Consider the following 21,096-nt stretch of genomic DNA (forward strand, 5'->3'; position numbering starts at 1 on the left):
CCGGTGCATCAAGCGCGGGACCGGCCGGCTCAGCCCCGGCGGGCCCGCAGGGCGGCGAGCGCCCGGTCGGCGTGGGTGTTCATGCGCAGCTCGCTGCGGACGATCTCCAGCACCGTGCGGTCCTCGGCGATGACGAAGGTGACGCGTTTGGTCGGGGCGAGGGAGAAGCCTCGCTTGACGCCGAACCGCTCCCGGACGGCGCCGTCGGCGTCGGAGAGCAGCGGCATGCCGAGGGTGTGCCGTCCGGCGAACTCCTGCTGCTTCTCGACGGTGTCCCCGCTGATGCCCACGGGCCGGGCGCCCGCCTCGGCAAACTCGGCGGCGAGGTCGCGGAAGTGGCAGGCCTCGGCGGTGCAGCCGGGGGTGAGGGCGGCGGGGTAGAAGAAGAGGACCACGGGGCCGTCGGCCAGCAGCTCGCCGAGCCGGCGGACCGTGCCCGTCTCGTCGGGCAGGGCGAAGTCGTCGGCCTTGTCCCCGATCTCGATGCGCTCGGTCATGACCGCCCCTCCCCCTTGCGGGCGACGCCGCGGGCCCACAGCACCAGGGGGACCTGGAGCGGCAGGCGGGCCAGGGCGGCGGTCCTCAGGGGCGTGGGCCGGTGGCGCCAGTCCACGGCCATCTGCACGTTGGCGGGGAAGACGCCGACGAAGAAGGCCGCCGCCGCCTTCGCGGCGACGGCGCGCGTGCGGGGTGCGGCGATCCCGGCCGCCAGGGCCAGTTCCACCACCCCGCTGCCGTACGTCCAGGTGCGGGGCGAGCCCGGGAGCATCCGGGGGATCGTGGCGTCGAACTGGCGGGGGACGGCGAAGTGGGCGACTCCGGCGGTGGCCAGGAGCCCGGCAAGCAGCAGGGGTGATCGTTCGGAGCGGGGCACGGTTCCTCCTCTGGTGATCTGCCGCCGGATATTACTGGACGGTAGGCGCGGGGCGGGCCGCTCCCCCGCCTCGTACGGCCGGGTCGCACCGGCGTGCACCGGGCGGTCGGGACGGCGGGACGTCCCCCCGCACGGGCCCGGTGGGGCGCCCGGCGGTGCCCGGGCGCGTCCCGGGGACGGCCGGGACGTCCCGCGGGACGCGGGCACGGCATTTCCCGGGTCCACCGCGGCAAGGCTGGCCGTCGTGATCACTGCTCGTGGTCACGAGAACGACAGCCGGAGGTTTCCATGATCCGACGGACTCTGCAGGGCGGCCTGGTGGCCGCGGTGTCCCTGCTCGCGTTCCTGCCGACGGCGGCCGGGGCCGCCACGGCGGGCGCGGCCGCACCGCAGGCGCCCGGCGCCACCGCGCGGCACCACCGCACCCACCCGGCCCGGCACCACCACATCCACCGCTTCACCGTCCCCGGAGTCCCGCTCCGCTCCTCCACGCACCGCGTCGCCGCGGCCACGGGCCGTGTCGTCACGCACGGCGCCCGGCTCAACGTCCGCTCCGGCCCCGGCACCGGCTACCGAGTGATCGGCCACCGGCACGCCCACCGGACCGTGCGGCTCGCCTGCCGGACCCACGGCTCGTGGGTGCGCGGCAACCACGTCTGGTACCGGCTGCCGCACCACCGGGGCTACGTGTCGGCCCGCTACGTGCGTCCGTACCGCACCCTCCCCTGGTGCTGACGCGCCCTCACCACCCCACCCCCTGAACACCGAAGGCCCGTTCGACGGCCCCCGAACGGGCCTTCGGTCCGCCCGGGCCTCACCTTCCTCCTACCTCTCCGGCGTTGCAGCCCCCTCACGACGGGGAAGCCATTCCGAACATCAGGGGCGAAACCGCCCATAGCGGATGGGAGTCGAGGAACGCACGATGGGGCACCCCCAACGATCCACCACGCCGGACGAGCACCTGACGGCGGGCCTGCGTGAACTGCGGGACCGCACGGGGCTGAGTCTCGCGGCGCTGGCCGCGCGCACTCCGTACAGCAAATCCGCCTGGCACCGCTATCTGTCCGGCGCCCAGCGGCCGCCCCGGCCCGCCGTGGAGGCGCTGTGCCGACTGGCGGGCGGCGACCCCGAGGCCGTCCTGCCCCTGTGGGACGCCGCCGACGCGCGGCCGTCCGCGAGCCCGCCGCCCCCGCCCGGCCCGAACCGCCGGCGCACCTGGCTGCCAGTGTCGGCGGTCGTCCTGTGCGGCGCGGCGGCGGCACTGGGCGCCACGCTCGGCCTGTCGGGCGGGCCGGGCACGGCGCCCGCCGCACAGACCCTCCCGGCGGTGTCCCGCTGCCAGGGGCGCGCCTGCCAGGGGGAGTTGCCGGACGCCTCGGCGTGCGCCCGGGACGCGCAGACCCGCAGCTCGGTCGACGCCCGCGGCTACACCGTCCGGCTGCGCTGGTCCCCCGCCTGCGGCACGGCGTGGTCCGAGGTGCGGGTCCGGTCGCCGCGGGCCCGGGAGGTGTCGGTCCGGGCGGGGCAGGACGTGTTCTCGGCGAGCTATTCCGCCCGCGACACCGGCGGACACAGCAGCCCGATGCTCTCCGTGCGCTCGCCCCGGGGAGTGGAGGCGTGCGCCGAGGCGGACGGGAAGGTGGCCTGCACGGGGCTGGACGCGGACCTGGAGGAACAGGGGTGAGTGCGGCGGAGCGCCGTACCCGGGGTTCCGGGACCTCCCTGACCTCACGGGCCTCGGCGGCCTCCGCGAACTGTCAACAATTCTGTTCGCGCTCTGGGCGGCACTCCCTCGTGACGCTTCCTCAGGCCGCCCGGTACAGCTCGGTGAGCAGTTCCAGGACGGACTGGAGCGCCGGGTGCGGGTCGTCGCGCCACCAGGCGAGCCGTACGGCCACCGGTTCGGCGTCGCGCACGGGCCGGTAGACGATGCCGGGCCGCGGGTACTGGTGCGCGGTGGACTCGGCCGTCACCCCGATGCCCCGGCCGGCCGCGATGACGGTGAGCCAGTCGTCGACGTCGTGCGTCTCCTCGGTGGCCGGCCGGGCGTCCGGCGGCCACAGCTCGGGTGTGGCCGTGCCGGTACGGCGGTCCACCAGCAGCAGGCGGTCCGCCAGTTCGGCGAGCCGCACCGAGCGGCGCCGGGCCAGCGGATCGTCGGCGGCCAGGGCGCACAGCCGCCGTTCCAGGCCGACGATCGCGGTGTCGAAACGCCGGTCGTCCTGCGGCCGCCGGACCACCGCGAGATCGCAGGCCCCCTCGGCGAGGCCCGCCGAGGGCGAGTTGACGCGGACCAGGTGCAGGTCGGTCTCCGGGTGGGCCCCGCTCCACCGACGCTGGAACGCGACCGTGTGCCGGCCCACCGCCGACCAGGCGTACCCGACGCGCAACCGTGTGTGCCCCGAGGTGGCCTCCCGGACCAGTGCGGACACGTCCGCGAGCACCCGCCTGGCCTGTGCCACCACCCGCAGGCCGGTCGCGGTGGGGGTCACCTCACGGGAGGTGCGCCGGAGCAGCCGTACCCCGAGGGCACGTTCGAGCGAGGCGAGGGCGCGGGAGACGGCGGCCTGGGAGACGCCCAGGGCGATCGCCGCGTCGGTGAACGTCCCCTCGTCGACGATGGCCACGAGACAGCGCAACTGGCGCAGGTCGATGTCGTGCATGCGTTGAGCGTATAGATCGGCTGACGCATGCATTTTGCGCAAGGAACCGGCGGGCGCACGATCCGGGCATGCGAAGAGCTCTCGAACTCCCGGCGGGGACCGTGCCCTCGGCCGCGACGACGCCCCCGCCCACGCCCGGACGGCTCACCGGGGTGGCCACCATGATCGGCAGCGGGCTCTCCAACCAGACGGGCGCCGCCGTCGGCGCCCTGGCCTTCCCGGTCCTCGGCCCGCTGGGCGTGGTGGCGGTACGGCAGTACGTCGCCGCCGTCGTGCTGCTCGCGGTGGCCCGGCCGCGGCTGCGCGACTTCACCCGGCGGCAGTGGTGGCCGGTGCTCCTGCTGGCCGCGGTGTTCGGCACGATGAACCTGAGCCTGTACACCGCCGTCGACCGGATCGGCCTGGGCCTGGCCGTGACGCTGGAGTTCCTCGGCCCGCTGACGATCGCCCTTGCCGCCTCCCGGCGCCGGCTCGACGCCGGCTGCGCGCTGCTGGCCGGGGCGGGGGTCGTCGTCCTGATGCGGCCGCGCCCCTCGGCGGACTACACCGGGATGGCCCTCGGTCTGGTCGCCGCGTGCTGCTGGGCGTCGTACATCCTGCTCAACCGTGTGGTCGGACGGCGCATACCGGGCGCGCAGGGCGCGGCGGCGGCCTCCGCCGTGTCGGCCCTGGCCTTCCTGCCCCTCGGTGTCCTGGTGGCGCTGCGCCATCCGCCGACGACGGCGGCCGTGCTGTGCGCCGTGGCCGCCGGGCTCCTCTCCTCCGCGGTGCCGTACCTGGCGGACCTGCTGACGCTGCGCCATGTGCCGGCGCAGACGTTCGGCCTGTTCATGAGCGTCAATCCGGTCCTGGCGGCCCTGGTCGGCCTGGTGGTGCTCGGCCAGGAGATGGGCGGCCCGGAGTGGACGGGCATCGGGGCGGTGGTGGTGGCCAACGCGGTGAGCATCGCTACGGCGCGCCGCTGACCGCCCCGCTCCGGTCGGCGGTCAGCGCGTGGCGCTCATCGGTGCCGGCCACAGGCCGACGATCGCGTCGGCTAGGGCCTGTCGTTTGGATCAGGCCGGCCTGGCCCACGGTGCCTACCGATCAGCCGTGTGAACAACCCTGCGGGTCAATACACCTAGCCCCGTGGCGACCTCGCTCCAGTCGGCCCGCGGGGTCGGGGCGCCCTCGGCCCGTGCCCGTTCGCGTTCGTGTTCGGCGCAGGTATGCAGGATGAGCAGACGGACCATCTTCCTCCCCCGCCACCGTTCGGCCGCCCCGGCCCCGGCGGCCCAGGAGCCGTCGGCCGGGACGGCGGGCTGACCGACCCACTGCCCGGCGGCGGCCCGCTACACCCACTCACCGGCCCACCGCCGGGGAGGTCGAGGCCGATCACCGACGAAACACCGGACTGAGGGGTGGCGGCGCCGGGGACGGCCGGGGGCCGGGGACGACCGGGGCCGGGATCGGCCGGGCCGGGGATTGCCCGGCCGACGGCCGCGAGCGCTGGGTTCATGGTGGTCCGCGGGTCGCCACCGCGCCGACCGTGCGGCCCCCGCCACGTCCCCGGCTCCGGGCGGGCCGCCGGCCCCAGCCCGACGAGACGACGAGACCGACGAGACCGACGAGAGCCCCTGCCCCCTCCCGGGTTGGCCGAGAGGGCGCCAACGAAGGTCGCTTCCCCTCGGCCCCAGGCGCGACGTCGCCCCGCGTGCGGCCCGGCTCCGCCCCGCCAAAGGACCGTTCAGGGGAAACCGGGTCACCGGGGGCGTGGGGGCGGACCTCGTGGTCGAAGGCTCTTGCCGTGACCGCCGTGACGCTGCCGCTCATCCCGCCGATGCTCGCCACCCCCGGCCGGCTGCCACCCGTCGCCCAGGACGACCGGTGGGCGTACGAGACCAAGCAGGACGGCCAGCGGGTGATGGTCTACCTGCCCGGCGACGGCACGGTGCTGCTGCGTGCCCGCTCGGGCGAGGACATCACCGGCGCCTACCCCGAACTCCGGCCGCTCGGCGGCGCCCTGGGCGGCACCGCGGCCGTCCTGGACGGCGAGGTGCTGGCCCTGGACGAGCGGGGCCGGGCCGACTTCCAGCTGCTGCAGAACCGGATGGGCCTCGCGCACGCCCCCGCGCGGGCGGCACGCCGGGCCGCCCAGGTGCCGGTGCACCTGGTGCTGTTCGACGTGCCGTTCCTCGGCGAACCCCTGGTCCGGCTGCCGTACACGCGGCGCCGGGCACACCTCGCGGAGCTGCAGCTGACCGGAGCGCACTGGTCGACACCCGGCGCCGTGACCGGGCACGGCGCCGAGGCGCTGGCGGCGACCCGCGAGCACGGCCTGGAGGGCCTCGTGTGCAAGCGGCTGGACTCGGTCTACGAGCCCGGCGTGCGCTCCCGCGCCTGGATCAAGATCCGGAACATGCGTGCCGAGGACGTCGTCGTCGGCGGCTGGCTGCCCGGCAAGGGGCGGCTGACCGGACTGCCCGGCGCGGTACTGGTCGGGCAGCGCGCGGCGGGCGGGCTGCGGTACGTGGGCGGGGTCGGCACCGGCTGGAGCCACGCCGAGCGGACGGAACTGGCGCGGCTGCTCGGGGAGGCGGCGAGCGACCGCTGCCCCTTCACCCCTGTGCCGCGCGTCCCCGGCGCCCGCTGGGTGCTGCCCCGGCTCGTGGGCGAGGTCAGCTACAGCACCCGTACCCGCAACGGGCTGCTGCGCCAGCCGTCCTGGCTCCGGCTCCGCCCCGACCTCACCCCGGAGCAGTCGGCGGCGGACCTCCCGGACGAGTTCGTCTAGCGGACGGCACCCTGGCACGCGTGCCCGGGAGCCGGCGGCAGGATTTCCCCGGCCCTTAACTCCTGGGACGCGTGTGACCTCTTGGCAGCGCGGTGCTCGGCCGGGATGCTGAACTCCCCCGCCCCCCACCGCTGTTGGAGGAAACCCGTGTCCTCGCTCGCCTCGCGCCCGCGGCGCGGCCGATGGTTCGCCACGCTCGCCGGCGCGGCCGCGCTCGTGATCGCCTTCCCCGCCGTCGCCTTCGCCGCGCCGCCCCTGGCGCTGCCGAAGAACGCCGAGCCGGCCGAACTGACGTACCAGCCCGCCTTCGACTACGACACGGACGGCTGCTACCCGACGCCCGCCATCGGCCCCGACGGCACGGTCAACGGGGGCCTCAACCCGACCGGCGCCCTCAACGGCAACTGCCACGACGCCTCCGACCTCGACAACACCAACAGCTACTCCCGCTACAAGTGCAACAACGGCTGGTGCGCCTACCTGTACGGCCTGTACTTCGAGAAGGACCAGGCCCTGCCCGGCAGCAGCATCGGCGGGCACCGCAACGACTGGGAGCACGTGGCGGTGTGGGTACAGGACGGGCAGATCCGGTACGTGTCGACGTCCAACCACGGGTCGTTCACCGTGCATCCGGCGTCCGAGGTCCGTTTCGAGGGCGGGCACCCGAAAGTCGTGTACCACAAGGACGGCATCGGCACGCACTGCTTCCGGCTCGCCAACGCCAACGACGAGCCGCCGGAGAACCACCGGCACACCTGGCAGTACCCGGCCCTCGTCGGCTGGAACGGCTACCCGGCCGGTGTCCGGGACAAGTTGAGCTCCTACGACTTCGGCAGCGCCCACTTCGGCCTGCGCGACGACAGCTTCGCCTCCCACCTGGCGTCGGCGAAGCCGTCCGGCATCCCGTTCGACCCCAACGCCTGAGCGCGGGCGCCGGAGGCCCGGCCGTCGGAGACCGCCCTCAGGTCTCCGACGGTTCCTCGGGCAGTTCCGCCGGCAGGCCGAGCGCCCCGGCGACGTGCCGCCAGACGGCGGCCAGAGCCGTGTCCAGCGTGACGGCGGGATCGCGCAGCATCAGCCGGATGCCGTAGCCGTCGCTGAGGGACAGCACGAGCGTGCCGAGGTCGTCCACGTCGGCCGGGGCGAACTCGCCCGAGTCGATGCCCCGGCGGATGGCGCCGGTCACCCACGCGTGCAGCTCTGCGTACAGGTCGACGGCGAAGACCCGGGTCGTCTCGTCGCGCAGCGCCCGGGCCCACAGCTCCTGCCACAGCCGCCAGTCCTGGTGCAGTTCCGGGTCGGTCGGCAGCAGGTTCCGCAGGATCCGCGCGAGGACGACCGCCGCCGGCGCGGTGTCCGCGTCGCGTTCGGCGTCCAGGGCGGTGTGGGCGAACGAGTGGGTCATCGCCTCGGTGAACAGCTTCTCGCGGGTGTCGAAGTGGTAGTGCAGCAGCGCGGTCGACACCCCGGCCCGCTCGGCGACCATCCGCATGCGGATCTTCTCGAAGCCGATCTCGGCGATGACCTCGCACGCCGCGGTCAGGATGCGCTCGCGCGTGTCGGCCGTGCCGCGCACCTTGGTCGTCACCCTGCGGCTCCCCTCGTCCGGTGGTCCTCCGCGACCATCTTCCCTCACGTGCGTTCCGCCGGTACGGCGGTCCCGTGCCGCGGCTGTGCCGGGTACGTGTGGAAGCCGCGCCCCGACTTCCGGCCGAGCAGCCCCGCCTCCACCATGCGGGACAGCAGCGGCGGCGGCGAGTACAGCGGCTCGCGGAACTCGGCGTACAGCGACTCGGCGATGGCCCGGGTGGTGTCGAGGCCGATCAGGTCCGTCAGGGCCAGGGGGCCGAGGGGGTGCGCGCAGCCGAGGACCATGCCCCGGTCGATGTCCTCGACGCTCGCGCTGCCCGCCTCGACCATGCGGATCGCGGCGAGCAGGTACGGCACGAGCAGCGCGTTGACGACGAACCCGGCCCGGTCCCGGGTGCGGACCGTCTCCTTGCCGAGCCTGCCGGTGACGAAGGCCTCGGCGCGGCTCAGGGTGTCCGCGGAGGTGAGCAGGGACGGCACGAGCTCGACCAGCCGCAGGACCGGTACCGGGTTGAAGAAGTGCACGCCGACGACGCGTTCGGGGCGGGAGGTGGCGGCGGCGAGCCGGATGACCGGGATGGAGGAGGTGTTGGTGGCCAGCAGGACGTCGTCGCGGGTGAGGACGGCGTCGAGGCGGGTGAAGACGTCCGTCTTCAGGCGCTCGTCCTCCGCCACGGCCTCGATCACCAGCGGGCTGTCGTGCAGGGCCTCGATCTGGTCGACGACGGTGATCAGGGCGTCGGCGGCCGCGCGCCCCTCGGTGGTGAGCCTGCCGTGCGCGGTGGCCCGGTCGAGCGAGCGGGCGATGCGCAGGCGGCCCGAGCGGGCCGCCTCCGCGTCGCGTTCCACCACGGTCACCGGCAGGCCGGCCCGCGCACAGACCTCGGCGATGCCCGCGCCCATCAGGCCGCAGCCGACGACTCCGACGCGTTCGATGTCGGTCATCCGAGCTTCCCTTCGATCTGTGTCGGCCGGTGTGTCAGGCGGTGGGCAGGTCCAGGACCCCGGTACCGCGGCGGACGAGTTCGTTGGCGATGATCAGTCGCTGGATCTCGGAGGTGCCCTCCCAGATCCGGTCGACGCGCAGCTCGCGGTAGAGGCGCTCGACGGCGTAGGAACGGTCGTAGCCGCGCCCGCCGTGGATCTGCAGGCACCGGTCGATCACCCGGCCCGACGCCTCGCTCGCCGAGAGCTTGGCGATGGCGGCCTTGGCGTGCAGCCGCTTGCGGTCCTCGGCCGAGGCGCGGTCGATCTCCCAGGCGACCTGGTGGGTGTAGGCGCGATTCACGGCGATGTCGACGGCGCTGTCGGCGAGCATGCCCTGGATCAGCTGGTACGAGGCGATCGGTGACCCGAACTGCTCGCGCTCCACGGCCCAGTCGCGGGACAGTTCCAGGGCCCGCTCGGCCGCGCCGGTGGTACGGGCGGCGATCATCAGGCGCTCCTCGGTGAACCAGGAGCGGGTGATGTCGTAGCCCTCGCCGATGCCGCCGAGCACGGCGTCCTCGTCCACCTGGACGTCGGTGAAGGTGAACTCGGGGTGCTCGTAGACGAAGGTGTGCATGAAGCGCGGCACGCGGGTCATCTCGATGCCGGGGGTGTCCTTGTCCACCAGGAACAGGGTGGGGGCGGCCTCCGGGCCCGCGGCGGCGAGGACGATCATGAAGTCCGCGTGGTCGCCGACGGTCACGAACCACTTCTCGCCGTTCAGGACCCAGCCCCGGTCGTTCTTGGTGGCGGTGGTGGCGAGGTTCTGCGGGTCGGAACCGGCGCCGGGCTCGGTGACGGCGTAGCAGTCCCGCCGCTCGCCCCGGATCACCGGGACCAGGAAGCGCTCGCGCTGCTCGGGCGTGCAGAACCGCAGGGCGTTGGCGGGCCGCCACACCATGTCCCACAGGGCCCCGGTGAGGCGCCCCAGTTCCTCCTGCACGGTGACCTGTTCGGCGATGGTGAGGCCGGCGCCGCCCCACTCGGCCGGCATGTTGACGGCCTGGAGTCCCGCGTCGAGGACGGCGTCCCGGATCTCGGCGTGGGCGTCGGCGGGCAGGCCGTTGTTCTCCTCGCACTCCAGCTCGTAGGCGGCGATGAGGTCGGTGAGGGCACGCGCGTCGGCCTTGAGCTGTACCTGGCGCGGGGTGAGACGGAAGTCCATGGAAGTCCTCGCTGTGAAGGTGGTGGGGTGCGACGGGGGCTCGGTGACGGTCAGGGCGTGGGCAGGGCCAGGGCCCCGGTGCCGCGCTTGATCAGCTCGTTGGCGATGATCAGCCGCTGGATCTCGGAGGTGCCCTCCCAGATCCGGTCGACGCGCAGCTCGCGGTACATGCGCTCGACGGCGTAGGAACGGTCGTAGCCGCGTCCGCCGAAGATCTGCAGGCAGCGGTCGGCGACCCGGCCGGCCGCCTCGCTGGCGGCGAGCTTGGCGGTGGAGGCCTTGGCGTGCAGCGTCTTGCGGTCGGTACCCGGCTGGTCGGCCTCCCAGGCGACCTGGTGGGTGTAGGCGCGGTTCACGGCGATGTCGACGGCGCAGTCCGCGAGCATGCCCTGGATCAGCTGGTACGAGGCGATCGGCGACCCGAACTGCTCCCGTTCGACGGCCCAGTCCCGGGCCAGTTGCAGGGCCCGCTCGGCCGCGCCGACCGTGCGTGCCGCGATCATCAGGCGCTCGTCGGTGAACCACTCCTTGGTCAGCTCGTAGCCCTTGCCGACACCGCCGAGCACGTCCTCGTCGGCGACGAAGACGTCGGTGAAGGTGAACTCGGGGTGCCCGTTGACCGCGGAGTGCATGAAGCGGGGCAGCCGGGTCATCTCGACGCCGGGCGCCGCCTTGTCGACGAAGAACAGCGTGGCCAGCCGCTCGGGGCCGGCGTCGGCCTGCACCAGCAGGAAGTCGGCGACGTCGCCGCAGGTGACGAACCACTTCTCGCCGTTGAGGAGCCAGCCGCCGTCGGTCCGGGTGGCCGTGGAGGTGCCGGACGCGGGGTCGGATCCGGCGCCGGGCTCGGTGACGGCGAACGCGTCGAACTTCTCGGCCCGGATCACGGGCAGCAGGTACTTCTCGCGCTGCCGTTCGTCGCCGTAGGCGAGGACGTTGGCGGGCCGCCAGGGGATGTCCCACAGGCAGTTGGTGACCTTGCCGAACTCCTCCTCGACGATGACCTGGTCGAGCAGGCTCAGTCCGGCGCCACCCCATTCGGCGGGCATGTTGATGGCGTAGACGCCGGCGTCCATGGCGGCCCGGGTCAGCTCGGTGACGAGCTCCTGCGGCAGGGGCCCGCCGGCCTGCTCGGACTGCTCCTCGTACCTCATCAGCAGGCGGGCGTAGTCGGCGGCGCGGCGCTTGAGATCGGCCTGTTCGGGGGTGTAGCGCAGGTCCATGGGTGCCTCTTGTTTCCGGGAGACGGGGTGCGGGGGCGGGTGGCCCGGGCCGGTGGGTCCGGACCGCTGGTCCGGCCGGGGGCGCGGTCCGGTCAGGCGAGTACGGCGCGGGAGTCCAGGGCGAGGACGCCCCGGGGCCGTACGAGGAGGGGGTTGACCTCGATCTCGGCGATCTCGGGGTGTTCGGCGGCGAAGGTGGTGATCGTCTCGACGGCGGCAGCGGCCGCGGCGACGTCCACGGCCGGCCGGCCGCGTACGCCGTCCAGCAGGGCGGCGGTGCGCAGGCCGCGCAGCAGCGACTCGGCGCGGTCCGCGGGCACGGGTGCCAGGGAGAAGGCGACGTCGCGCAGTGCCTCCGCCAGGATCCCGCCCAGGCCGACCAGGGCCACCGGTCCGAAGCGCGGGTCGCGGTTGACCCCGACGATCAGCTCGATGCCGTCCGTCAGGTCCGCCATGGCCTCCACGGAGTAGGAGGGGGCGCCGAGACGGGCGTGCATCTCCCGGAATGCGGTGAGGAGTTCGGCCGGGCCGGCCAGGTTCAGGGCGACCCCGCCCGCGTCGGACTTGTGCAGCAGGTGCAGGGCCTTGAGGACGTAGGGTCCGGTCAACTCGGCCGCTGCGGCGAGGAGTTGCGTCTCGTCGTGGATCTCCCGGGCGGCGGGGAAGGCCAGTCCGGCCGCTTCGAGTGCCCTGCGGGTCTCCAGGTAGCCGGTGCGGCGGATCGGTGCGGCGGGCGCGGGGAGGGGGGTGACGCCGGTGCGCGCCGTCGCGGGTGCCGTGGCGAGGAGCGCGCGTGCGGCGTCCTCGGTGGCGGCGAAGACCGGGATGCCCGCCGCGGCGAGGGTGCGGCAGCTGGGCGACTCGGGATACATCGACTGCACCACGAGCGGCTTGGCGGTGGCCCGGTGCCGTGCCGCGATGAGCCGGGCGGCCTCCCGCTCGCCGTCCGCGAGCGCCGTACCACCACCGCCGAGTCCGCCTTCGGCCGCCGCGTAGCCGCCGAAGTACCCGGTCATCAGGACGGCGTCGGTGTCCTCGGCCGCCAGCAGCGCGGCGACGGTCGTCGCGTACGAGCCGGGGTCCTGCTCGCCCATGCCGGCCAGGTCGACCGGGTTGGCGACGGCGGACTGCTCCCACAGGGCCTCGCGCAGGTGCTGCCGGGTCGGCTCGGCGAGTTCGGGCACGGTCAGGCCGGCCGTCTCGACGGAGTCGGCCGCGATGACGCCGTGGCCGCCGCCGTCCGTGAGGACCGCGACCCGGCGGCCCGCCGCGCGCCGCGCGCCCTCCGACGCGGCGAGGACGACCGTGAGTTCGCGTGGTGTGGCGACGAGTTCCACGCCCGCGTCGCGGCAGGCCGCGCTCACCACGTCGGCGGAGGTGGTGAGCGCCCCGGTGTGCGACTGGGCGCTGCGCGCGGAGGCGTCGCCGCGCCCGGCGGTCAGGAGCACCACCGGCTTGCCCGCCTCGGCGGCGGCCTCGGCGAAGGCGCGCCCGTCGCCGAAGTCCTCCGCGTAGACGGCGATCGCCCGGGTGCCCTCGTGCCGGGCGCAGTCGGCGAGCAGGTCGACGAGGGTGACGTCGGCCTGGTTGCCGAGCGAGACGAAGCGGGAGAAGCCGAGGCCGTGCGGGCGGAAGCGGAGTTGCAGTTCGAGGGCGAGGTTGCCGCTCTGGCTGAGCAGGGCGACGCCGCCGGGGGTGAAGGAGTCGGAGGCCAGGAAGAGGTCGGTGGTGTTGTCGGCGATGCCGAGGCAGTTGGGGCCGACCATGACGGCTCCGGCGGCGCGGACGCGTTCGGCGACGGCGTGCTGGCGGGCCCGGCCGGCGGCGCCGGTCTCGGCGAACCCGGCGGTGATGGCGACGATCGCCCGGGCCCCGCACCGCAGGGCCTCGTCGACGGCGTCCTCGAAGCCGGCGGCGGGCACGGAGACCACCGCGAGGTCGACCGGTTCGCCGAGCGCGCTCAGGCTGGGCGCCGCGGTTCGGCCGAGGACCGTGCCGGCGCGCCGGTTGACGAGGTGGACGGGTCGGCGTCCATCGGCGCGCAGGGCCTGGACGGCGATGGCGTGGCCGTACTTGGCGGGGTCGTCGCTGGCTCCGACGACGGCGACGGAGACCGGGTCGAAGAGGGCGGAAAGGTCGCGTCCCATGTCACTTCACCAGCCGCAGCGCGGAGTTGGGGCAGGCGGCGACGGCAGCGGCGGCGGCTTCCTCGCCGCCCTCGGGCACGGTGGTCCCGCGCACCTGGGCGTAGCCCCACTCGTCGAGGTCGATCAGCTCGGGCGCGGGTTCCTGGCACAGGCCGTAGCCCTGGCAGAGGGTGGAGTCCAGCAGGAGTTTCATGACACGGTCCTTTCGGTGCGGCGGGGAGGTGGGGGTACGGGGGAGCGGCCGGGAGCCGGGTCAGGGCACCGGCACCGTGAACCGGCGTCCGTCCCCGGGGGCCGCGCCCGCGCAGGCGGGGCACCCGGGGTCGCGGTGGTCCTCGACGCGGTCGGGGAAGTGGGCGAGGAGGGAGCCGGCGACGCCGGCGGCGGCGTCGAGGAGTCCGCAGGCGCCGCGTCCGGGCAGTCCGCGCGACCAGCGGAGCAGCTTCCCGGACGTCTCGGCGTCGGCCTCGCCGCGGGCGACGGCGGCCAGGGCGTCGGCCAGCGCTCCGGTGCCGGAGACGCACACCCCGCACTGCCGTGCGCTCTGCGCCGCGAGGTAGGCGGCCGCCTCGCGGGCCACCGCGACGGGGCAGGCCTCGGGGTGCAGGAAGTGCAGTGCCCCGCAGCCGAGCGCGCCGCCCGCGGCGGCCAGGGAGTCCTGGTCGAGCGGGAGGTCCCGCCAGCCGGCGCCGTACAGTCCGCCGAACATCCCGCCCAGCAGGACCGCCTCGGCCCTGCCGTGCCCGCACAGGTCGGCGAGGACCTTCAGGTGGGTGCCCGCGGGCACCTCGACCAGTGCGGCCGCTCCCCCGGTTCCGGAGACGGTCACGAGGTGGGCGTCGGCGGCCGCGCCGTCGGGGCGGGTGTGCAGCAGCGCGATGCGGGCCAGCGTCTCCACGTTGGCGACGAGGGTGGGGGCGCCGCCGACTCCGCTCTCGTACGGTCGCGGCGGCTTGGCCGTGGGCAGCGCCGGGCCGCCGTCGATGCGGCGTACGACCGCGCTCTCCTCGCCCGCGACGTAGGCGGGCTCCGTGCGCACCACGGCGACCGGCAGCTCGGCCGGCCACTCGCCGAGCGCCCGGCGTACGGCTCGCTCCGCGTGGGGGTCGGAGAGGTAGACGACGCCGCGTGCGGCGCCGGTGACGGCCGAGGCCAGCCGGAGGCCGTCCAGGACCAGGTGCGGGCGGTGCCGCAGCAGCCAGCGGTCCTTGACGGACCCGGGCTCGCCCTCCTCGCCGTTGGCGACGGCCACGGGCCGGCCGGGCGCGTCGCGGACGGAGCGCAGCTTGACGGCGGCCGGGAAGCCGGCTCCGCCCCGGCCGCGCAGCCCGGCGGCGGCGACGCGGTCGAGCAGTCCGTCGGGCTCGGGCAGGGGGCGTAGCCGCCCGCCGCGAGGTAGGGGGCGAGGCCGGCGGTGGCCGGGGTGCTGAGCAGCCCGTGCTGTCCTTCGGGAAGCAGCGGGCGGACGCCGGTCATACGGTGCTCCGGGGCTCGGGGTGGCGGAAGGGAAGGGACCGCAGGCGGGCCAGCGCCCTTTCGAGCGCCCGGCGTTGCCCGTCGGTGTGCCGGTAGCCGTCGCCGGGGAGGCCGATCAGCATGCGGTGGTGGTCGAGGACGACCTCGCCGGCGAGGAGGGCCGGGCGCGGGTCGGAGACCGGGGAGGTCGCGTCGGCCGCCGCCACGACGAGGTCGGTGACCTCGCCGAGGTAGCGCAACCAGCCGCGCTGGGTGCCGCGCAGCACCAGCCGCTCGACGCGGCGGCGCTCGGCGGCGACGAGGCCCGGCCGCGGGGTGTCGTCCGCGGCGCTCCGCAGGGCGGCCACCACGGCGGGCAGCTCCTGTTCGGGCTCCGGTGTGAGGCCGAGCCATACCAGACTGCGGCGAGCGCTCATGCGTGCCTCCGGGGGCGCACCGGTCCCGGGGTCCGGGAACGGGGTGACGCGGCGATGGCGGGTAGGGGGTGCTCCGGTCCCGGCGGGGAAATGGGAGCGGGGCGGCGCACGAGGGCCGCGGAATCACGGGACGCGTCCGGGCAGCCCTCTGCTGGAGCCGACGCGTCCGACCTGCCGACGACACTAACTAACTGATTAGTCAGGCCACAAGTCTTGACTTGGACCCGAGCCGGTCCCACTCTGACTAACCAATTAGTCAGTCGGGACACGCCAGGTGCGCAACGGCACCGTGGACCGTCGTCCCGCCCGCAGCCTCACCGCCCATCGCCGCCGCCGCGGCGCGGAGGAGGACCCCATGCACCCCTCGACCACCCGGGCCGGCACCGCACCGGTGAATCCGCCCCAGGCACCCGAAGAGGATCCCGGTGAAGCACTGTCCGCGCGCTACTACACCGATCCGGCCGTCAGCGCGGCCGAGACCGAGCACATCTTCGCCCGGTCCTGGCAGCTCGCCTGCCACGAGTCCGACCTGCCCGGGCCGGGTGCCCGCCTGACCGCCACGGTCGCCGGCCGCGAGGTCCTGGTCGTCCGTACCGAGGACGGCGGCCTCGCCGCCCACCTGAACGTCTGCCGCCACCGCGGCACCCGCCTGGTCACCGCCCCGGAACCGGAGGGCAAGGCGATCCGCTGCCCCTACCACGGCTGGACCTACAAGCTGGACGGACGCCTGGTCGGCGCCCCGGAGGCCCGCCGGATCCCCTGCCTGGACAAGCCCCGCCTCGGGCTGCATCCGGTCAACGTCGAGTCGTTCCTCGGCTTCGTCTTCGTCAACCTCGACATGGAGGCGACGCCCCTCGCCGAATCCTGCAAGGGGCTCGCCGAGGCCGTCGGCCGCTACGCCGGGGCGGACCTGGTGCCCGTCGGCAAGCACCGCATCCACGACGTCGCCGACGGCGAGGAGCAGAACGCCAACTGGAAGGTGATCGTCGACAACTACCTGGAGGGCTACCACGTCCCGGTCGCCCACCCCGCGCTGATGCGCCTGCTCGACTACCAGGCGTACACCGTGGACGTGCAGGAGAACTACGTCCTGTTCGAGTCCCCGCTGCGCGACAAGCCGTCCTCGAACTGGACCGAGCGGCTCTACCAGCGCCTCGCCTCCCCGATGCCGGGCCTGACCGAGGCCGACCGCCGGGTCTGGCGGTACGCCGTGATCTACCCGAACACCCTGATCGACTTCTACCCTGACCACGTGCTCGCGTGGACCGCCCTGCCCACCGCCCAGGACCGGGCGGCGATCCCCGGCGCCTTCTACACCCGGCACGGGGAGAGCGTCCGCACCCGGCTGGCCCGCCGGCTCAACATCCACATCGGCTGGGTCACCAACGACGAGGACGCCGAGCTGGTGGAACGCGTGCAGGCCGGCCTCACCACGCCCGGCTTCGAACCGGGACCGCTCTCGCGCCGCGAGGCCGCCGTCGGCTGGTTCGCCCGCCGGGTCCGCGACGACCTGGCAGGGGCCGTCCCGGTCGCGCGGGAGGGGACCGCTCCGTTCGGCCCGGAGGGGACCGCTCCGTTCGGCCCGGAGGGGACCGCGCCGTGACGCCCTCCGCCCCGCGTCCCCGTCCGGCGCGCCTCCCGTCGGGCTTACCCCTCCCCCGCTGACGCGCGTCCGCACCACCCCAGACCGGTCTTCACTGCGGAGTCAGGGCCCGCAGCGAGCCGACCAGCCGGTCCGCCCTGGACTTGTGCCGTTCCTCGACGGAGAGGACGCTTCATGTCCCCCGTTCCACCCACCCCACCGACCCGCCGCGCCCTTCTGCGCGCGGGCGCCAGCGGACTGCTGGGCGCCGCGGCCGCCGGCTGCGGGTTCATGCCCGCGCGCACACCCGACGCGAAGGACCTCGCCCCCGTCCGGCCCCGCGTCGACGGCGACCTCGTCTACTTCAACTGGGCCGACTACGTCGATCCTTCCGTCTTCAAGGGCTTCGAGAAGGAGTACGGCGTCAAGGTCGTGCAGTCGAACTTCGACTCCATGGAGGGCATGGTCGCCAAGCTCAACGCGGGCAACCGCTACGACGTCGTCTTCCCCACCGCCAAATGGGCCCAGCGCCTGGTCCGCGGCGGCCGGCTGCGCCGGATCGACCACAGCCGGCTCACCAACGCCCACGCGATCTTCGGCACCTACGGCTACTTCGCGGACCCCTGGTACGACCCGGGCTCCGCGCACACCGTCCCCTTCACCGCGTACAAGACCGGCATCGGCTGGCGCCGCGACCGGATCGGCGAGCTCACCGGGTCCTGGAAGGACCTGTGGAGCGACAAGGCCCGCGGCAAGGTGTTCCTGCTCGACGACCGCGACGAGGTCCTCGGCATGGGCGCCCTGGAACTCGGCCTGCCCGTCAGCACCGGCGAGACCGGCGACCTCGACCGCATCACCTCCCTGCTGGGCACCCTGCGGCCCCGGCTGCGCGGCTTCTCCAGCGACAGCTACAACAACCTCCTCAACGGCAACGCGGTCATGACGCAGGCCTGGAGCGGTGACATGGCCGCCATGCTCAACCAGGCCAAGGACCCCTCCGTCTTCGGCTTCCAGGCCCCCAAGGAGGGGACACCGATCAACTCCGACTGCTACGCCATCCCCTGGAACGCCCCGCATCCCGGCACCGCGATGCTCTTCATCGACTACATGCTCCGGCCGGAGAACGTGAAGAAGAACATCGAGTACATCGGCTACCCGATGCCGGTCGCCGGCACCGAGAAGGTCTACGCCGCCCTCGTCGAACCCTTCCCCGAGTGCCTGGTCACCGAGGCCGACCTCAAGGCGGACCTGTTCTTCCGCAACGGCGGCCGCGCGGCGGAGGACGCCCGTGACACCGCCTGGACCCATGTGAAGGCGGGCTGAGACATGGCACTGCTCCGCCCCTCCTCCCGCACCCGGCGCCGCAAACCGGACACGAGCGGCAGCCGGATGTGGACCTGGTTCATGCTGCCCGGCACCCTGTGGATGACCGGATTCCTGATCGCCTCGCTGATCCTCGTCGCCGTACTCGCCGTCGGTACCACCGACGACCTCGGCAACCCGCGCTTCGGCTTCGACCTCGCCGGTGTCCGCGCCCTGGCCGACCCCGCGTACACCGAGGTCATGCTCCGCTCCCTCGGCTACGCCCTGCTGACCTGCCTGCTCTGCCTGCTGATCGCCTACCCGGTGGCGTACACCATCGCCCTGCACGGCGGCCGGTACAAGAACGCGCTGATCGCCGCGATCGTGGTGCCGTTCTTCGCCAACTACCTGGTCCGCATGTACGGCTGGTCGGTCGTCCTCTCCGACGACGGGCCGCTGCTCCGCGCGCTGCGCGCGATCGGCCTCGCCGACGGCGACACGAAGATCCTCAACACCGGGATCGGCGTGGTCGCGGGCCTCGTCTACGGCTTCGTCGTCTTCATGATCATCCCGCTGTACGCGGCCCTGGAACGGCTGGACGTCTCCCTCATCGAGGCCGGCCGCGACCTGTACGGCGGTCCGGTGCGGACCTTCTTCTTCGTCACTCTGCCCGCCACCCGGCAGGGCGCCGCCGCCGGGCTGGTCCTGGTGTTCCTGCCCGCCATGGGCGACTTCGTCAGCGCGCAGCTCATGGGAGGCCCGGACCAGATCATGATCGGGAACCTGATCCAGGACAAGTTCTTCCAGGGCCAGAACTGGCCCCTGGGCTCGGCGCTGACCATGCTGCTGATGCTGGTGCTGCTGCTCGGGATGTTCGGCTACCTGCGGCGCACGCGCAAGGACGAGGCGGAGGCCGCCCGATGACCCTGCTCCGTGAACCCTCGGCCGCCGCCCCCTCCCGGCCCGTGAAGCCCCGCTCGCGGCGCGGCCGCGCCGAACGCAGACCACGCGTCCTGCTCGCCGTCACCGGGCTGTTCTTCGCGCTGCTGTACCTGCCCATCGCGGTCGTCGCGCTGTTCTCCTTCAACTCCAAGAAGTCCCTGACCGTGTTCGGCGGGTTCAGCCTGCGCTGGTACCGCGCCTTCGCCCACGACGACGTGCTCCTCGCCTCGCTCGGCACCAGCCTGCGGATCTCGCTGGTGGCGATGGCGGGCTCGGTGCTCCTCGGCGTGGCCCTCGCGCTCGGCCTCGTGCGCTGCCGCACCCGGCTCGGCTCGCTCGCCGGGCTGGTCATGCTCGTCCCGCTGATCACCCCCGAGATCGTCACGGGCGTCGCGTCGATGCTGCTGTTCAAGGGCCTGGGCGTGGCCCTGTCCACGGGCACGGTGATGCTGTCGGAGATCACCTTCTCCATCTCCTACGTCACCGTCATCCTCCGCTCCCGCGTCGCCGCGCTGAACCCGGAGGTGGAGGAGGCCGCGATGGACCTCGGGGCCACCCGCTGGCAGGCCGTCCGCCTGGTCACCCTGCCGGCCCTGCTGCCCGCCGTGCTCGCCAGCGCCGTACTGATCTTCGCGCTGGTCTTCGACGACTTCGTGCTCGCCTACTTCACCACCGGCGTCGACCCCCAGCCGCTGTCGGTGCGGATCTACTCCGCGATCCGCTTCGGGGTGCAGCCGACCATCAACGCCGTCGGCACCCTGATGCTCGCCGGATCCATCTGCCTGATCGCCCTCGCGCTGTTCATCCCGCGCCTCTTCGGCCGCCGCGGCGGCCTCGACATCCTCTCCGGAGAGTGACCCCATGGACGCGACCGAAGCGACCCCGGCCGTCCGGCTCGACGGCGTCTCCAAGCAGTACGCGGACTCCTACGCCGTCCGCGGCCTCGACCTCGACATCGAGGCCGGGCACTTCTTCTCGCTGCTCGGCCCCTCCGGCTGCGGCAAGACCACCTCACTGCGCATGATCGGCGGGTTCACCGACCCCACCGAGGGCTCGGTGCTGCTGGCCGGCGAGGACGTGACCGGGCTGCCGCCCAACAAGCGCAACGTCAACACCGTCTTCCAGAGCTACGCCCTCTTCGACCACCTGAGCATCGCCGACAACATCGGCTTCGGCCTCAAGCGCAAGGGCGTCGACCGCGCCGAGACGCGCCGGCGGGTGGCCGAGATGCTGGACCTGGTCCAGCTCGGCGGCCTGGCCGAGCGCAAGCCCCGTACCCTCTCCGGCGGCCAGCGCCAGCGCGTCGCCCTGGCCCGCGCCCTCGTCAACCGGCCCGCGGTCCTCCTCCTGGACGAGCCGCTGGCGGCCCTCGACCTGAAGCTGCGCCGGCAGATGCAGGTGGAGCTGAAGCAGATCCAGCGCGAGGTCGGCATCACCTTCGTCTTCGTCACCCACGACCAGGACGAGGCGCTCACCATGTCCGACCGGATCGCCGTGATGAACGCCGGCCGGGTCGAGCAGTGCGGCACCCCCGAGGACATCTACGAGCACCCGGCGAGCCGCTTCGTCGCCTCCTTCATGGGCACCTCCAACCTGATGACGGGCACCTACCGCGGCGGCGAGGTCGCCCTGGACAAGGGCCCCGCCCTGCCGGTCGGCCACCGCTCCGGCATCACGGAGGGCACCGCCGTCAGCGTCTCCGTCCGCCCCGAGAAGATCTGGCTGTCCGACTTCGAACCGGGCATGTCGGTGCTCAGCGGGGTGATCCGCGAGACCGTCTACAGCGGCGCGACCACCACCTATCTCATCGAGCTCGCCCCCGGCGTCACCCTGTCGGTGCTGGAGCAGAACACGGACCGCGCCCGCATGGAGGACCGCTGGAGCGGCGGCGAGACCGTCGAGTTCGCCTGGCGCCCCGAGCACTGCCTGGTCATGGCCTGACCGCGTCCGAACCGG

Annotated in this window: 21 protein-coding genes; 10 read left to right on the forward strand and 11 right to left on the reverse strand. The window is 73.8% G+C overall.

Annotation, left to right across the window (positions count from 1 at the left end; all coding sequences use genetic code 11):
- Positions 1–29: 29 nt before the first annotated feature.
- Both N8I86_RS04030 and N8I86_RS04035 read right to left on the reverse strand, forming a co-directional pair.
- Positions 30–497 carry a peroxiredoxin gene (locus tag N8I86_RS04030; protein ID WP_093479840.1) on the reverse strand — a complete coding sequence of 156 codons (468 nt, stop codon included), beginning with the start codon at positions 495–497 and terminating at the stop codon, positions 30–32.
- Positions 494–874: a DoxX family protein gene (locus tag N8I86_RS04035; RefSeq protein ID WP_073894284.1), complete on the reverse strand. Its 381-nt coding sequence runs from the start codon at positions 872–874 to the stop codon at positions 494–496. Before N8I86_RS04035 ends, N8I86_RS04030 begins: the two co-directional genes overlap by 4 nt.
- Positions 875–1,162: 288 nt before the next feature.
- Between N8I86_RS04035 and N8I86_RS04040 the strand changes: the two genes are divergently transcribed.
- Both N8I86_RS04040 and N8I86_RS04045 read left to right on the forward strand, forming a co-directional pair.
- On the forward strand, positions 1,163–1,609 hold the full coding sequence (locus N8I86_RS04040) for an SH3 domain-containing protein (RefSeq protein ID WP_073894286.1): 447 nt from the start codon (positions 1,163–1,165) through the stop codon (positions 1,607–1,609).
- 187 nt (positions 1,610–1,796) lie between these two features.
- Positions 1,797–2,558, forward strand: a complete 762-nt coding sequence (locus N8I86_RS04045; protein ID WP_123438980.1) for a helix-turn-helix domain-containing protein — start codon at positions 1,797–1,799, stop codon at positions 2,556–2,558.
- Positions 2,559–2,679: 121 nt separating this feature from the next.
- Here the strand turns inward: N8I86_RS04045 and N8I86_RS04050 are convergent, their stop codons facing one another.
- Positions 2,680–3,537, reverse strand: coding sequence for a LysR family transcriptional regulator (locus tag N8I86_RS04050; protein ID WP_123438979.1), 858 nt, complete (start codon positions 3,535–3,537; stop codon positions 2,680–2,682).
- A 152-nt stretch (positions 3,538–3,689) separates the two neighbouring features.
- On the opposite strand from N8I86_RS04050, the gene N8I86_RS04055 reads away from it, so the two are divergent.
- The 3 genes from N8I86_RS04055 (at position 3,690) to N8I86_RS04065 (ending at position 7,234) form a co-directional block, all read left to right on the forward strand.
- Complete coding sequence (locus N8I86_RS04055; RefSeq protein WP_263280063.1) at positions 3,690–4,502, forward strand: EamA family transporter; 813 nt, start codon at positions 3,690–3,692, stop codon at positions 4,500–4,502.
- Between the two features lie 830 nt (positions 4,503–5,332).
- Complete coding sequence (locus tag N8I86_RS04060) at positions 5,333–6,310, forward strand: ATP-dependent DNA ligase (protein ID WP_073895273.1); 978 nt, start codon at positions 5,333–5,335, stop codon at positions 6,308–6,310.
- A gap of 147 nt (positions 6,311–6,457) precedes the next feature.
- Positions 6,458–7,234 carry an NPP1 family protein gene (locus N8I86_RS04065; RefSeq protein WP_263277121.1) on the forward strand — a complete coding sequence of 259 codons (777 nt, stop codon included), beginning with the start codon at positions 6,458–6,460 and terminating at the stop codon, positions 7,232–7,234.
- A 37-nt stretch (positions 7,235–7,271) separates the two neighbouring features.
- Here the strand turns inward: N8I86_RS04065 and N8I86_RS04070 are convergent, their stop codons facing one another.
- From N8I86_RS04070 to N8I86_RS04105, 8 genes are all read right to left on the reverse strand, one after another.
- The gene (locus N8I86_RS04070; RefSeq protein ID WP_073894295.1) at positions 7,272–7,898 is read right to left on the reverse strand and encodes a TetR/AcrR family transcriptional regulator; all 627 of its coding nucleotides are present in this window, start codon (positions 7,896–7,898) and stop codon (positions 7,272–7,274) included.
- A 44-nt stretch (positions 7,899–7,942) separates the two neighbouring features.
- Positions 7,943–8,845: a 3-hydroxybutyryl-CoA dehydrogenase gene (locus N8I86_RS04075; protein ID WP_073894297.1), complete on the reverse strand. Its 903-nt coding sequence runs from the start codon at positions 8,843–8,845 to the stop codon at positions 7,943–7,945.
- A gap of 34 nt (positions 8,846–8,879) precedes the next feature.
- A complete protein-coding gene (locus N8I86_RS04080) occupies positions 8,880–10,052 on the reverse strand; it encodes an acyl-CoA dehydrogenase family protein (RefSeq protein WP_073894299.1) in 1,173 nt (390 codons plus the stop codon).
- A 50-nt stretch (positions 10,053–10,102) separates the two neighbouring features.
- Positions 10,103–11,275: an acyl-CoA dehydrogenase family protein gene (locus tag N8I86_RS04085; RefSeq protein WP_073894301.1), complete on the reverse strand. Its 1,173-nt coding sequence runs from the start codon at positions 11,273–11,275 to the stop codon at positions 10,103–10,105.
- 92 nt (positions 11,276–11,367) lie between these two features.
- On the reverse strand, positions 11,368–13,422 hold the full coding sequence (locus N8I86_RS04090; RefSeq protein ID WP_263277122.1) for an acetate--CoA ligase family protein: 2,055 nt from the start codon (positions 13,420–13,422) through the stop codon (positions 11,368–11,370).
- A gap of 1 nt (position 13,423) precedes the next feature.
- Positions 13,424–13,615 carry a ferredoxin gene (locus N8I86_RS04095; RefSeq protein ID WP_073894305.1) on the reverse strand — a complete coding sequence of 64 codons (192 nt, stop codon included), beginning with the start codon at positions 13,613–13,615 and terminating at the stop codon, positions 13,424–13,426.
- Positions 13,616–13,675: 60 nt separating this feature from the next.
- On the reverse strand, positions 13,676–14,794 hold the full coding sequence (locus N8I86_RS04100) for an NADH-ubiquinone oxidoreductase-F iron-sulfur binding region domain-containing protein (RefSeq protein ID WP_317633645.1): 1,119 nt from the start codon (positions 14,792–14,794) through the stop codon (positions 13,676–13,678).
- Between the two features lie 100 nt (positions 14,795–14,894).
- Complete coding sequence (locus N8I86_RS04105; RefSeq protein WP_073894308.1) at positions 14,895–15,314, reverse strand: hypothetical protein; 420 nt, start codon at positions 15,312–15,314, stop codon at positions 14,895–14,897.
- A 355-nt stretch (positions 15,315–15,669) separates the two neighbouring features.
- Here N8I86_RS04105 and N8I86_RS04110 point away from each other — a divergent pair, with 355 nt between their 5' ends.
- From N8I86_RS04110 to N8I86_RS04130, 5 genes are all read left to right on the forward strand, one after another.
- Positions 15,670–16,917, forward strand: coding sequence for an aromatic ring-hydroxylating oxygenase subunit alpha (locus N8I86_RS04110; RefSeq protein WP_263277123.1), 1,248 nt, complete (start codon positions 15,670–15,672; stop codon positions 16,915–16,917).
- Between the two features lie 174 nt (positions 16,918–17,091).
- Positions 17,092–18,219, forward strand: coding sequence for a polyamine ABC transporter substrate-binding protein (locus tag N8I86_RS04115; RefSeq protein WP_263277124.1), 1,128 nt, complete (start codon positions 17,092–17,094; stop codon positions 18,217–18,219).
- A gap of 3 nt (positions 18,220–18,222) precedes the next feature.
- Positions 18,223–19,122, forward strand: coding sequence for an ABC transporter permease (locus tag N8I86_RS04120; protein ID WP_263277125.1), 900 nt, complete (start codon positions 18,223–18,225; stop codon positions 19,120–19,122).
- Positions 19,119–19,997, forward strand: coding sequence for an ABC transporter permease (locus N8I86_RS04125; protein WP_263277126.1), 879 nt, complete (start codon positions 19,119–19,121; stop codon positions 19,995–19,997). The genes N8I86_RS04120 and N8I86_RS04125 overlap by 4 nt, the downstream gene beginning before the upstream one ends.
- A 4-nt stretch (positions 19,998–20,001) precedes the next feature.
- Positions 20,002–21,081: an ABC transporter ATP-binding protein gene (locus N8I86_RS04130; protein ID WP_263277127.1), complete on the forward strand. Its 1,080-nt coding sequence runs from the start codon at positions 20,002–20,004 to the stop codon at positions 21,079–21,081.
- Positions 21,082–21,096: the final 15 nt, after the last annotated feature.

This window comes from Streptomyces albidicamelliae, assembly GCF_025642175.1.
Lineage (GTDB): Bacteria > Actinomycetota > Actinomycetes > Streptomycetales > Streptomycetaceae > Streptomyces > Streptomyces albidocamelliae.